Source organism: Mesorhizobium sp. Mes31, assembly GCF_024519675.1.
Taxonomy (GTDB): domain Bacteria; phylum Pseudomonadota; class Alphaproteobacteria; order Rhizobiales; family Rhizobiaceae; genus Mesorhizobium.
Genome location: NZ_JALJRL010000023.1, coordinates 13,252 through 25,597 on the forward strand (window position 1 = coordinate 13,252; position 12,346 = coordinate 25,597).

Here is a 12,346-nt window from a genome sequence, read left to right on the forward strand (position 1 = left end):
GCCGAGCAAACGCGCGCAGCGGATGATCAAACGCCAGAAATCAGCCGCAGGACGGCTGAACCAGCCTCAGACGAGATCGATGGGTCTTGGAGGGAATGGGTCGGGCACGGAACTTCGCCCGCGCAGGAACGGGGCTGGTAGCGCCGATGGCTGCTGCGCCCGCAGAACAATCCTCATGGCGAGATCTTGCGGCAACACAGCCAGGACAGGTGCGACGCATACCGGTGGACAGTGAATCGGGTTGCCGTTGTCGCTCGCGCCCTTGAGGCAAGCCTTGCAATCGCCATTCATGGCGGAACCGGTGGCCATGCTGACGTCGGCGGGCATGGTCATGCCGCTGCCGGTCATCATCGTCATCTTGGCCGACATGACGCTGGCCCGAGCGGCAGAAAAGCTAAACCCGGCAGTCAGAAAGACCGCGAGCAGCATGACAAGGACGTGTTTTGGCGACGAGCATGCCATCATAGCCCTCAGGCTGGCCTCGAAATGTGCATTTGGCAAGTCAAAACAAGAGACTGCGACATTGAAACAGTCCCACTCGCCGAGATGTGATGGTAAGCAATCGATTCGCGAAAGGACTCGCTATCGCGCCCTTAGCCGTTCACTCGTCTCCCTCGCCTAGACCCGTCGTCGCGATAAAATTCATACCGCGCGGCCCCCGCCTTCGTCATAACAAGGCTCAATACCGCAGGCGACTTCGAGTTTGGCGGAACGGGACGGAACCAAGAAAAGTCGAAGCCGTCGTGCGCAAATTCGAATTTTGTTAACCTTGCTGACGAACGATGCTGTTATTGCTACTAACGCGAAACGCGACATCGAGCTCTCAACGGCGGAGCAGACAACAGGGGCTGATCCACAAGGGACAGAGATGAATTTGTTTCAGCGACTGCTCGGTTTTTTGACCCTGCCCGCCCTCGCCCTGGTTATGTCAGCTTGCGTGTCGACGGTTCTTGACGTCGACAACAAGGCAAATCAACCAATTGCGGCGAGCCTCATCAGCGATATGAACAAGCGCAAAATGACGCCGGCCGATCCCATTCTGATCCGCATCTTCAAAGATGAAAGCGAGCTTGAGATCTGGAAACGTGATCGCACCGGGCGTTACGCCCTGTTGAAGACCTTTCCGATGTGCCGCTGGTCCGGGAAACTCGGCCCAAAAACGAAAAATGGGGACCGGCAGGCTCCAGAAGGATTTTACAACGTCTCCGCAGGCATGCTGAATCCGAACTCGCAATATTATCTCTCGTTCAATCTCGGCTACCCGAACAAACTGGAAAGCGCCCTTGGATATAGCGGCGAAGCTTTGATGGTTCATGGCGCCTGTTCGTCGTCAGGATGCTTTGCGCTCACGGATGCAGGCGTCGCGGAAATCTACGCTATCGCCCGTGAGGCTATCAGGGGCGGCCAGTCCTCATTCCAGGTGCAGGCTTTCCCATTCCGGATGACGCCTGAAAACATGGCTCGGAACAGGAATGACCCTAATTTCGATTTTTGGACAAACCTGAAACAGGGCTACGACATTTTGGAGGTCACGGGCCGTCAACCCAAAGTATCATATTGCGGCAGACGATACGTCTTTGACGCAACCTTTGAGGGTGGCGATCCTCGCGACCCGCTTGCTGCATGTCCACCGTTGCTGAGCGCGGAAGACGATGTCGTGGCTGCTCGGCGCGTTTCAGATGAACGCAAGATGGAAGCGGTACTTGCCTCCGGCACGGATATATCGGCCCATGCCTATTCAGATGGCGGCATGCATCCAAGCTTCCGGAAACTGCTCAAAAGCCGTGGCGCAGCAGTGCTTGCCCAGAAAACGTCGCTGGATGACGTACCGATCAGTCGACCGGATGCTGCGCTGGCGGATCCCCACACGCCCAGCGAATGACATCCACAGCCCGGGATGCTGTCGAGGCGAGTTGGCTGCATTCTCAGATTTAGCCACGGTATTACCGCATTTCGGCTTTCAATAAGCGATGGTTAATAAGCGAGGGTTAACCATTAGGATCGATATTCGGGTGTGAAAACGACGCATCCGTTTGGGCAAATCCGGGGACAAACGGCAGCCTGCAAGGCCTTTTGATTTGAACCAAGTCGAACGACACAAAAACGGGCGGCATTATCACATGGGCGTCTGGCCGAGATGGCTGGCAGCGGTGATTGTTGCCTTTGGGGTTCTTGCCACAATGGTTGGCGGCGCGAACGCCGAAACACGTTCCTTGAAACTCTATCACCTGCACACGCAGGAAAAGGCCGAGATCGTCTACAAGCGCAATGGCCGCTACGTTCCGGAAGGGCTGCGGAAGATCAACATCATTTTGCGCGACTGGCGCCGCAACGAGCCGACCAAGATGGATCCGCGCCTGCTGGATCTGGTCTGGGAAACGTATCGCGCCAGCGGCGCCACCGACTACATCCAGGTCGTATGCGGTTATCGCTCGCCGGCGACGAACTCGATGCTGCGCAGCCGCAGCAGGGGTGTAGCCAAAGAAAGCCAGCACATGCTCGGCAGGGCTTTGGATTTCTACATCCCGGGCGTGCCGCTGAAGAAGCTGCGCAACATCGGCCTCAAGCTGCAGGGCGGCGGCGTCGGCTATTACCCGACGTCCGGTTCTCCATTCGTCCATCTGGATGTCGGCAACGTGCGCCATTGGCCGGGCATCAGGCGCCAGGAACTGGTGAGCCTATTTCCCAACGGCAAGACGCTGCATGTGCCAAGCGACGGCAGGCCGCTGCCTGGCTATGAACTGGCGCTTGCCGCTTACAAGACACGCAAGGGCTCCGGCGCCCCCGCTATCGAGATGGCCAGTGCCGGCGGCGGTTCCAAAAAATCCGGTGGTCTTCTGGCTGCTTTGTTTGGCGGCGGTTCTGACGAGTCCGACGACGGTGCCGATGTGGAGACGGCTACGGCCGCGCCAGCGCCAAGGGCCAGAAACCCGAAGCCAGCCGTGGCGGCCAAGAGCAGCAACCTTCCGGGCATCGCAGTCGTGGCGCCGCAGGATGCGCAGCGTGCCGACATTCCGCAGGTTGCCGACGATAACTCTGCCGATTCGCAGGCGCAGCAGGACACGCCGGAGACGATCATCGCGGCGCTGCCGGCGCGCAGCATTCCGCTGCCTGATTTCGCCCCGCGTCCGAAAGCCGATGTTGGCCCGCAGACGCCTCAAAATATGCCGGTCGGCCCAGCTGATGCCACTACCGAGCAGGCGGTGGCATCGGCGCAGGCGCCGTCAAGCATTCCGTTAGGCATGGCTGATCCGTCCAATGTTGCCTTTCCAGTTGTGGTCGCGGTCAACAACATTCCGGTTCCGGCCTGGCGTCCCGACCGATCGCTGCCGGCTGACCTCGCACCACAAGACAAGCATGTGCTGCTGGCGCTGGCCGATACGGCCGCACATAACCAGACTGCCAGTGATGTATCTTGGGTGAAGCCAACTGTCGGGCCTGACAAGGCCGAGGTCAAGGCCGTCCTCGATGAATATCAGGTCGCCTCCTTGCCGGAGGTCAGCGACCTATCTGGCGTGGATTCCGTGTCGCCGCGCAGCGCGATCGCTGCCCTGCCCGCCGATTCCGATCCGGCTACCGCGATTGGCGACGGCGTGAAGACGACGCCCAAGGAAGCAAGGGCGACCGCAGGGGACCCGAAGCATAATCCTGGATCTGTGGCCGTCGCCGCTGCGCCGCAAGCTGCACGCTGGGCGCTGGGCAGCGGAGAAAATATCGCCACGGTGTCGAGCGCAACGACAGCGCCTCGCTATGCCTACAACATCGTGCACACCCCGCCGAGCGAGGTTTATACGGCGGGCTTCCAGCTCAATAGTCAGATGGCCGACGCCAACCGGTTTACCGGCGGCGCCGTCAGGTTCCTGTCGGTCGCCCGCTTCCAGATCAACTAATTCCCAGGCACTGTGTATCCTGGTCGGGGCGGAGCGCGCTCAATCGGCCGTTAACTACATACAGCTCCAGGTCGCGACCGGGGCTTGAGCACTATGTGCCTCAATCAGCGGTAGCGACTACCCCGAAAAATTAAATTGACAAGGGTTCCTACGACCTGTCGCCAATCAATCACTTACATCAGGACCCTGAGAATCTAGCTAATTCGGCCGTACGTTTCTACTGTACCGCGCCGACCAATACCGGTTGGCCAGCGCGGATCGAAACCCAGCGGCCTGTATTGTCGATCGCCTGACGCTTCAGGAAACTATAGTCCGTCTCATCCCACAGGCGGACCTTGTCGGTCAGATTGTCGAGGAGAAAATCACCCTTGTCGGTGCGCACGGTCAGCACCGCGTGGCCCTCTCCGTCGGGCTTGCGAACAACTGTGATCAGCAGATCGGCAAACGACAATCCCATGCGGAAAAGCTCCCGTCGCTTTTCCAGAACATAGTCCTCGCAGTCGCCGACACCCTTGTCGGGATAGGCCCAGACTTCGTCCTTGCCGTAGATGTCGTAGTCACTCATTGGCTTGACGGCGGCGTTGACTCTAACGGTGACGCTGGTCAGCTTCCGAAGGAGCGCGTCAGTCATCGTCGCGGGCGCGAGGTTGCTCGGGCGAATCGAACATTCGGCCGGGTTGGTCTTGCAGAAATCATAGTGTCCGATCGGCTGCGAGGTCAGGCCGCCGGTTGCCATCGGATGAGCGGCAAGCGCAGGCGCTGCCGACCAAACCAGTCCGGCAGCAATCCCGACACACGCGCGCACTACCCGCGCCGTCGAAAAGGAATTCATTGTCCCGCTCGCCCCTATTAGTTAACGAAATGTTAAAGGCGTTTTACAGTCCGTGTCAATTGCATCGACAGCCGGATTGGCGGCATGGTTACCCGGACGGCTAGAGCAGCGGCCGTTATGCAACAGCTCAAGACAACGAGCGCGATGCCGCCGCTCGGCATTGGAGTGAAGACACTACCAACGAGCGACTCTGTTCGCGCCGACTGCCCCGATCACCGCCAGGCCCGCGATGGCGATCGTGTACCAAGTAGCAACGAACAGCGGAGAATCGTCCGTGCACTGGGCCGCGTAGAGCGTCGCCGCAATCGCTCCTGCAAATATCCCACAGACCGCGCCCGCTAGGGTCGGCCGTGTCGAGGCGCCATGGCGTAAGACTGCCAGGAAAATGCACAAGGGACCGATGCCAATTAGCGGTATGTAGGTTAGGCATACCATGCTGTTCCTGCCTATCATTCTCGCCGACCAGATATCCGGTGGAAGAAGGAAGAGTTCGACGATTACCGCAACGGCGATGAGCATGGGAGCGACCGCCAAATACGGAATTGTTTTTCGCCAAGCATTGCCTGGAGTTGACAGTGCGCGGGCCGGAACGAACGCGCTCGCCGCCAGCGATATGGTGACGACAAATTTGAACAGAAACCGCGGCGTCTGTGCAGCCGCGGCAAAGTCAGGTCGAAGGCCGAGCGTTGCGAAAAAGACAGATGCGGCCACCAGAATTGCCAGACCAACCGCCCCCCACCATATGAAGGGGAACAACAGCGCAGGGCGCCTTGCGTCCATGGTCAACGTCTTGATGAGATCATCCGTCTTCATTTCAATTCGTTCCAAATCGCCGGAAGATGGTTTTCAGGCCACGGTGAAGCGCAACTCGCACTGCCGTGTCACTCATGCCTAGGGCCATGGCCGTCTCGCCGATCGAATGCCCCTCGACTGAGACGGCCGATACTACCGCCCGCTGACCTGGAGTAAGAGTCTTGAGTGCCCGACCGATCTCAAGTTCACTGACTGCATCGGATTCCGGTTCGGCGTAACTATCGGCGACGTCTCCAATCTCCACGTGGATCCGGCGACCCTGCCGGCGAAAGGCGTCTATTAGTTTGTGGCGCGCAATTGCATAAATCCATGGCATGACGGGTCCGTCTTCCCGCCAAGTATGACGTTTCAGATGGATAGCCAGCAGCGTTTCCTGCACTACGTCCTCCGGATCAAGGCCGCTCCTTGCAATCCTCTTCCGGGCGAAACCTCGAACGAAGCATGCTGCTTGGCGAAGAAATCGCTCATAAGCGTTTTCGTCGCCAGCAATTGCGGCTCTCAACAGCCGGGCGAGTTCGTCTTCGGCCAAGGCGCTCAAAAGCCCTTTCTCCCGAGTTCGTCAAAAACCTGCCGCTGTTACCTCGACTGCAAATTATTGTTCCGCCTGATGGCCAGCCAATAACTCATTTGTGTGCGCCGAAATACAATGCCAACGTCCCGAAACGGTCGCTGACTCGTGGCGACTAGATACCCTTCGGCAGTGCGAGTTCGTTTACCAGGACAAGATTTTCCAAGCTAATCACGCGTCGTTGGATAGTTACATTAACCAAAGAGGATCAAGAAGGGGGAAATTGACTGTGCGAACATGGACGATCACTCGCCGCAAATACGCAACCCACTCGGAGCTTTGCCTGCGAGCGCCGCCGCGCGAATGCCTTGGGTAGATACGGCAAAAGGCCTTTCGATCATCCTGGTTGTGATGATGTACGCGGCTTACAACACCGGGGAATATACCGGGCAAGTCGGGTTCCTGCATTACGTCATCGGTTTCGCGACTCCCTTTCGGATGCCCGAGTTCTTTCTGATTTCAGGGCTTTTCCTTTCGCAGGTGATCGATCGACCGTGGCGCCGCTATGCCGACCGGCGAATCTTACACTATGCCTATTTCTATGCCGTCTGGGCGATCATCATGATCGGCCTGAAGATAGGCATCTATGGCCGGGACCCCAGCTCGATGCTGGGTGACATCGCCATGTCGGCCGTCGAACCGTATGGCGTCTTGTGGTTCATCTACATGCTGGCTGTATTCGGCCTCGTGGCAAGGCTGTTGTGGCAGTTGAAAATCCCCGATCCCATCGTGATCGCACTGGCGGCCGTGCTGCAGATGTCGGGCATCGAAGCGACCAGCTACATCCTGACGCAATTCGTTGCCTATTTCGTTTTCTTCTATATCGGCTATGCGGCGGCGCCGTTCGTATTCCGCCTGGTCGGATGGACGCAGCGCCATACTGTCCTGTCCGTCGCAGGCTTGCTCGTCTGGGCGCTCGCGAACGGCTTGCTGGTCTTTTCACCGGGATTCTCGGTCCAACCAACGGTCACACATATGGGACTGGCTACCTTTCCACCGCTGCATCTTGGCCTCGCCGTACTGGGCGCCCTGGCGCTTTGCGTACTGGGCGCGCTGCTTGTAAGGCTTTCTTTCATGGATTGGCTGCGCTGGCTCGGCGAGCATTCCCTGGTGATTTACGTCGCCTTCACGCTTCCGATGTCAGTCTTTCGCGCGGCTGCCTTAAGGACTGGGCTGATCACCGAAACGGGGGCACTCAGCCTCGCAGTTCTCGTTGTCTCTTTGGCCAGCCCCGTGCTGCTCTACATGCTGCTCAAGCGCGCTAGCATTGGTGCCTTCTTGTTTGAACGGCCAAACTGGGCGCGTCTTGCAGGATCGGACGCCCTGCCCGCGCCGACAGGGCAGGTTCCTTCAAGCGCGAGGCTCAAAACCGTGGAGTGAGGGGTTTCAACGACTACGCGCCGCATCGGGGCGAAGGTCTAACTTCATTGCAAAGCTGGGACCGCCACATTCGGACCAAACTGCCGCCTCATTGCCATTGGAAACCGGTCTGGACGATGAGGCCGAACCAACAGAGCACCGCTTTGGCCAGCCGCGTCGTTGACTTTGCCGGCTGTGACGGGCAACTGTTTCGGCTCAATACGGCGAAAAGCCGTTCCGCCTCGGGGAAGAAGCGCCTTTCTGGATGCACGATACAGCCGATGTCATCGCTGCGCTCGGCAATGAGCCGCCGCTGGTCGCGGATGGCCGCAGCCGCCCGCCTGACCGGCGCGAGATCTCGGCGCGCTGGCTGTCGGGCACCTTCCTGACCGGTATCACCTCGAGTGTGCTGATGGGCGTGGCGCTTTTCGCCGCTGTTGACGGCCGCCAGCAATTGGCGACGCCACCCGAGATCGCCGAGTTGGCTCACCTTGAAAACGGCGGCGATTCCGGCGAAGTCGCCAAGACGACCAGGCTGGTGGCGCTACGCCAGATCGCCAAGGCAAAGGACCGCCGGCGCATGGAAGTGTCGATGGTGACGAAGGTCGGCGACCGCGACGTCATCAACACCGTACCTTTCGTCCAGATCAAGATGGCGCTTGCCGCCGGGCACACGACCAGCCGTCCCTACCCGCCTTTCGACCCCATGCAGGTGTTTGCCGACGACGGTGCCGAGCAATCAGCGCCAAGCGACGCTGGCGTCAGTCAGATCTATGGCGCCAAGGTCGAAAGCGAGATGAGCCTGAAGACCGTCGATTTCCCGATCGAGACAGCTTCCTTCGACGAAAAGAGCGATCTATCCGCCGAGGAGGTGGAAAAGGTCGTGCGTGGCGCCGGCACGGGGCTGAGCGATGGCGCGGTGCAGGTGGCGTCGCTGCATTATGTGGACCCTCAGCGCTTTGGAGACCAACTGACGCAGAGCATGGCCGGCTCCTACGACGTCAAGGTCGTGCCTGAAAACGTCTCGGTGTCGCCGCGTGCCATCGCCGACGACAAAGCGCCGGCCTTCGCCGAAGAAATCATTCCCTTCACCAAGGACCTCGACGTCACTGAGGCTTTTGCCGATTCCGGCTACACGGGTGAAGACGCCGCCGGCATGGCCGAAGCGATCGCCAAGCTGTTGAACGCGACTGCGCTCAAGGCAGGAACCGTTCTGCGCGTCGGGCTGGAAGTTCGCGGCGAGCAGGCAAAGGTTGTCCGCACCAGCGTTTATGACAAAACCCAGCACATCGTGACCATTGCGCTCGACGATCACGGCCAGTATGTGCCGGCGCAGGAGCCTGAAACCAATCCCGAATTGCTGACCGCGTTCGACGATTCGCCGCCGGTGGCGGTGCGCGGCAATTTGCCGAACATCTATGACGGGATCTACCGCGCCGCCTATTCCTACGGCATGTCGAAGAAGATGACCCAGCAACTGGTCAAGCTTTTGGCATCCGGTGTCGACTTCCAGTCCCGGCTGAACCCGTCGGACAGCATAGGTGTTCTGTTCTCGCAGCCGGACGGCGACGACCAGCCTTCCGAAGAGTCCGAACTGCTTTATGTCTCGTCGACATTTGGCGGCAATGTGCACAATTTCTACCGCTTCCACATGCAGGATGGCAGCACCGACTATTTCGACGAAAACGGCAGCAGTGCCGAGCAGTTCCTGCTGCGCAATCCGGTTCCCAATGGCAGGTTTACCTCTGGTTTTGGACTTCGGCGTCACCCGATCCTGGGTTACGTTAAAATGCATACCGGAACAGATTGGGCAGCCCCGATCGGAACGCCAATCATTGCGGCCGGAAACGGCATCGTCGAGAAAGCCGGATGGGCCAGCGGCTATGGCAAACAGACAATATTACGTCACGCCAACGGCTATGAGACCTCCTACAACCACCAGAACGGCTTCGCCAAGGGCATCGTGCCGGGGGCTCAAGTGAGGCAAGGACAGGTCATTGGCTATCTTGGCTCGACCGGTCTTTCCACCGGTCCCCATCTCCACTACGAGTTGATCGTCAACGGCACCAAGGTCGACGCGATGCGCGTTCGCCTTCCGGTCGGCAAGGTGCTGAAGGGCGATGACCTTGTAGCATTCAAGCGCGAGCGCCAGCGCATTGACGACCTGCTCAAACAGGAAGACAGCGATCACTTGAGGGTAGCAAGCGTCAAGGGCGACGACTGTGCAACCATTTGCTAAGATTCTGCGACAGGTACAGCACGCCCGTCGACACCAGGTATACGTTTGAAATCGAGCCATCCTTTTGGGGAGCCTGGGAGAAACAAGCTTTGTCGCAACAGTCCCAGGCTTTGCTCTCCTGCCTTGGAGGCGTGTCGATGAATCGCAAATTGGCATTTAGAACCGCGTCAATCGCGCCGATGGTCGCCTTTTTCTTGGCGGGCCTCCCCAAAGGAAGTTCATCCGAGCACAAACTCAATAGCCGACTGTCCGGTCAAATAGGGGCAACTCCACCGACCGTCATCTCCAATGTTCGTCGCGACATGCTTGTCGCTTGCGATGAGACGTTTGGTCCGGTGGCACCGCTCATCCGTTTCAACACCGTAGAGGACGTCATCCAGCAGGCCAATGACACTATTTATGGGCTTGCCGCCTACTTCTACGCAAATGAGCTAAAGAAGGTATGGCGTGTCGCCGAAGCTCTGGAATATGGGATGGTTGGCATTAATACTGGGAGGATGTCCTCAGAAGCAGCTCCGTTTGGAGGTATGAAACAGTCCGGAATGGGGCGGGAGGGCTCACGTCATGGCGCGGACGACTACCTGGAGATGAAGTATCTATGCTTCGGGAACCTCTGATCTGAGATTACTGACGATCTGTCAAACAACACCCGTTTGGCAGTTTCTTCGTTATGAATCTTCGGCATGGTGGTGTCATAGGCCTTCGATTTTGGGCTGTCGATCCGGCAGCGCTACCATCTGGCCGGACGCACCGGTGGGCCTTTTTCAAGGCCTCACGAGCGAGGCGATTTCCGGTCTTCTTCGCTTCCGTAGGAACAAATATCGGCAGGTGTTCGTTAGCCCCGGAATTGAAGGCTATCAGCTTCGTGACCGATCGGCGGCCAAACCTCCTCATCCTAATCGCGCTTTGCATCGCGGGACCAGTGACGTTTGCGGTCGCTATGGCGGCGCATGCCGCCCATTCGCAACCGTTTGCTGATAGGGTTTTGGTAGAAGACGGTGCGATATCTGGACCAAGCGGATCCCCTGATTGCGATAAAGTCGGCAATAATGGCAATTGCTGTGTGGCTTTCCATTGCGTGGTCGGCATTGCCACGGGGTCCGCGACCCTTGGATTTCGTCTGTTGAGTTCAAGGGCTGTTGCAGAGGCGCAGGAGTCATTTCCGTCTCGATCAACAGGTCGGTTGGAGCGACCGCCCAAGCGGTCCTTTTCGGCGTAGTCCCGTTCCCTAATCGGACAGCCGCAGCGTAGCTGCGTACCCCTCGAAGTCAGACGAAACAGGAGAAAGACCATGCGTAACGTCATCGCCACCCTTGCGGTCGCTACTTCACTCGCCGGGGCTAGTTCAGCCGCCTTCAGCCAAGAGAACCCTCTCCCACAGCAATGCCGGCAAGCCGGCACTGAACAAATGGCTGGCATGGATATGCCAAAGATGGACGCATCCGGTATGGACGAGGCCCACCAAGCATACATGGCGTCAATGACGAAAATGGAGCCAGCCATGATGGAGGGTATCAAAGCCAAGGATGCTGACGTGGCCTTCATCTGCGGAATGATTGCCCATCACCAGGGCGCGATCGATATGGCGGAGGTCGAGCTCAAATACGGCGACAACGCCGACGCTAAGAAAAAGGCACAGATGGTCATTGATGCTCAAAAGAAGGAAATCAAAGACTACACGAAGTGGCTCAAGATCAATGCAAAATAGTCAAGCATGACCGCATCCGATACGAACGTTCATAGGAGAATTTCCATGCACCAACTGAACCCAGTAATGAGGGCCTGCATCGAGGAGTGCTTGCGCTGCTATTCAACATGCCTTTCGACTGCGATGGGACATTGTCTGGAAACGGGCGGAAAGCACACCGAGAGGAAGCATTTCACCCTGATGATGGCTTGTGCCGAAATCTGTCGAACATCCGCACATTTCATGTTGCTCGGCTCCGAGCATCACAAGCATGTCTGCCGTGAATGCGCGGAAATCTGCAGCCAATGCGCGAACGACTGCGAACGGCTTGGCGATATGCAAGAATGCGTTGACGCCTGCCGCCAGTGTGCCGAAAGCTGCGCCAGGATGGCCGCATAGGCACAAATCAAATGCGGGGCGCGACCACAGCGCCCCGCTTCTCATTGTCATACCGACCGCAGACTGCCTAGACGGTGGCGGGAGGCACGTTGCGAAAAGGCGGCGTAGGAAGAGACGAAACGAGGCGGAAGTTGCGCCACCGGACGTAAACAGCGACCATCGTCACGAGCGCCCCGCCCGCAGCCAGATAAATCCGGACGGGCTCCAGATAAGTCAACAGCGCGCTGGCGCCAAACAGGAAGAGCAAGAGCTTGTTGCAGATTGGGCAAGCGATGCCGATGTAATTGGCGATGCCGCCAAGGCTCGCGAGTTTCAGAGCACATGCGGGAACTGGAATCGTGACATAAATCCCGAGCAAAAGCGCCTGTAAGGCAAGCAGCCCCACTTCGAAGCCGCTTGTCGGCGTCATGCGTATGAAGAAGGGGTTTGCCCACAACGCCGCAACGGTTCCGAGCATGGCGAAAGAACCAATCGCGACCAACGCTCCCTTGACGTATGAGGCGAATGCCACCTTCGCTTCCGTGTTTTTTCCAATTCGAATGGTGTCGTCCATTTTTTC

At 58.3% G+C, this 12,346-nt stretch carries 11 protein-coding genes and 1 pseudogene; 7 read left to right on the forward strand and 5 right to left on the reverse strand.

The genetic code is table 11. The features are described 5' to 3' along the window. Positions 1-66: 66 nt before the first annotated feature. Positions 67-429: a hypothetical protein gene (locus NR193_RS28220; RefSeq protein WP_256753982.1), complete on the reverse strand. Its 363-nt coding sequence runs from the start codon at positions 427-429 to the stop codon at positions 67-69. Positions 430-925: 496 nt separating this feature from the next. Between NR193_RS28220 and NR193_RS28225 the strand changes: the two genes are divergently transcribed. Both NR193_RS28225 and NR193_RS28230 read left to right on the forward strand, forming a co-directional pair. Beyond that, complete coding sequence (locus tag NR193_RS28225) at positions 926-1,882, forward strand: murein L,D-transpeptidase family protein (protein ID WP_256754052.1); 957 nt, start codon at positions 926-928, stop codon at positions 1,880-1,882. 238 nt (positions 1,883-2,120) lie between these two features. Further along, positions 2,121-3,890, forward strand: coding sequence for a DUF882 domain-containing protein (locus NR193_RS28230; protein WP_256754053.1), 1,770 nt, complete (start codon positions 2,121-2,123; stop codon positions 3,888-3,890). Between the two features lie 217 nt (positions 3,891-4,107). On the opposite strand, the gene NR193_RS28235 is transcribed toward NR193_RS28230, so the two are convergent. From NR193_RS28235 to NR193_RS28245, 3 genes are all read right to left on the reverse strand, one after another. Further along, complete coding sequence (locus NR193_RS28235) at positions 4,108-4,722, reverse strand: transglutaminase-like cysteine peptidase (protein ID WP_256753983.1); 615 nt, start codon at positions 4,720-4,722, stop codon at positions 4,108-4,110. 174 nt (positions 4,723-4,896) lie between these two features. After that, a complete protein-coding gene (locus tag NR193_RS28240) occupies positions 4,897-5,535 on the reverse strand; it encodes an NrsF family protein (protein WP_256753984.1) in 639 nt (212 codons plus the stop codon). Between the two features lies 1 nt (position 5,536). Next, on the reverse strand, positions 5,537-6,073 hold the full coding sequence (locus NR193_RS28245) for a sigma-70 family RNA polymerase sigma factor (RefSeq protein WP_256753985.1): 537 nt from the start codon (positions 6,071-6,073) through the stop codon (positions 5,537-5,539). Between the two features lie 267 nt (positions 6,074-6,340). Here NR193_RS28245 and NR193_RS28250 point away from each other — a divergent pair, with 267 nt between their 5' ends. The 5 genes and pseudogenes from NR193_RS28250 to NR193_RS28270 all read left to right on the forward strand — a co-directional run bounded on the left by NR193_RS28250 (position 6,341) and on the right by NR193_RS28270 (position 11,787). Next, positions 6,341-7,483, forward strand: coding sequence for an acyltransferase family protein (locus NR193_RS28250; RefSeq protein WP_256753986.1), 1,143 nt, complete (start codon positions 6,341-6,343; stop codon positions 7,481-7,483). 244 nt (positions 7,484-7,727) lie between these two features. After that, positions 7,728-9,701 carry a M23 family metallopeptidase gene (locus NR193_RS28255; RefSeq protein WP_256753987.1) on the forward strand — a complete coding sequence of 658 codons (1,974 nt, stop codon included), beginning with the start codon at positions 7,728-7,730 and terminating at the stop codon, positions 9,699-9,701. Between the two features lie 269 nt (positions 9,702-9,970). Beyond that, a pseudogene (locus tag NR193_RS28260) lies at positions 9,971-10,318 on the forward strand (aldehyde dehydrogenase family protein); the annotation flags it as partial. A gap of 674 nt (positions 10,319-10,992) precedes the next feature. Continuing rightward, positions 10,993-11,409 carry a DUF305 domain-containing protein gene (locus NR193_RS28265; protein WP_256753988.1) on the forward strand — a complete coding sequence of 139 codons (417 nt, stop codon included), beginning with the start codon at positions 10,993-10,995 and terminating at the stop codon, positions 11,407-11,409. A gap of 45 nt (positions 11,410-11,454) precedes the next feature. Next, positions 11,455-11,787 (forward strand): four-helix bundle copper-binding protein, encoded by a 333-nt coding sequence (locus NR193_RS28270; RefSeq protein WP_256753989.1) that lies wholly within the window; start codon positions 11,455-11,457, stop codon positions 11,785-11,787. Between the two features lie 67 nt (positions 11,788-11,854). Here the strand turns inward: NR193_RS28270 and NR193_RS28275 are convergent, their stop codons facing one another. Next, positions 11,855-12,340, reverse strand: a complete 486-nt coding sequence (locus NR193_RS28275; protein WP_256753990.1) for a hypothetical protein — start codon at positions 12,338-12,340, stop codon at positions 11,855-11,857. Positions 12,341-12,346 lie beyond the last annotated feature (6 nt).

Coding starts and splice junctions, on each gene's coding strand:
- NR193_RS28270 (WP_256753989.1), top strand. CDS start 11,455: ATGCACCAACTGAACCCAGTAATGAGGGCCTGCATCGAGGAGTGCTTG.
- NR193_RS28255 (WP_256753987.1), top strand. CDS start 7,728: ATGCACGATACAGCCGATGTCATCGCTGCGCTCGGCAATGAGCCGCCG.
- NR193_RS28275 (WP_256753990.1), bottom strand. CDS start 12,340: ATGGACGACACCATTCGAATTGGAAAAAACACGGAAGCGAAGGTGGCA.
- NR193_RS28225 (WP_256754052.1), top strand. CDS start 926: ATGTCAGCTTGCGTGTCGACGGTTCTTGACGTCGACAACAAGGCAAAT.
- NR193_RS28265 (WP_256753988.1), top strand. CDS start 10,993: ATGCGTAACGTCATCGCCACCCTTGCGGTCGCTACTTCACTCGCCGGG.
- NR193_RS28230 (WP_256754053.1), top strand. CDS start 2,121: ATGGGCGTCTGGCCGAGATGGCTGGCAGCGGTGATTGTTGCCTTTGGG.
- NR193_RS28240 (WP_256753984.1), bottom strand. CDS start 5,535: ATGAAGACGGATGATCTCATCAAGACGTTGACCATGGACGCAAGGCGC.
- NR193_RS28250 (WP_256753986.1), top strand. CDS start 6,341: ATGGACGATCACTCGCCGCAAATACGCAACCCACTCGGAGCTTTGCCT.
- NR193_RS28220 (WP_256753982.1), bottom strand. CDS start 429: ATGCTGCTCGCGGTCTTTCTGACTGCCGGGTTTAGCTTTTCTGCCGCT.
- NR193_RS28235 (WP_256753983.1), bottom strand. CDS start 4,722: ATGAATTCCTTTTCGACGGCGCGGGTAGTGCGCGCGTGTGTCGGGATT.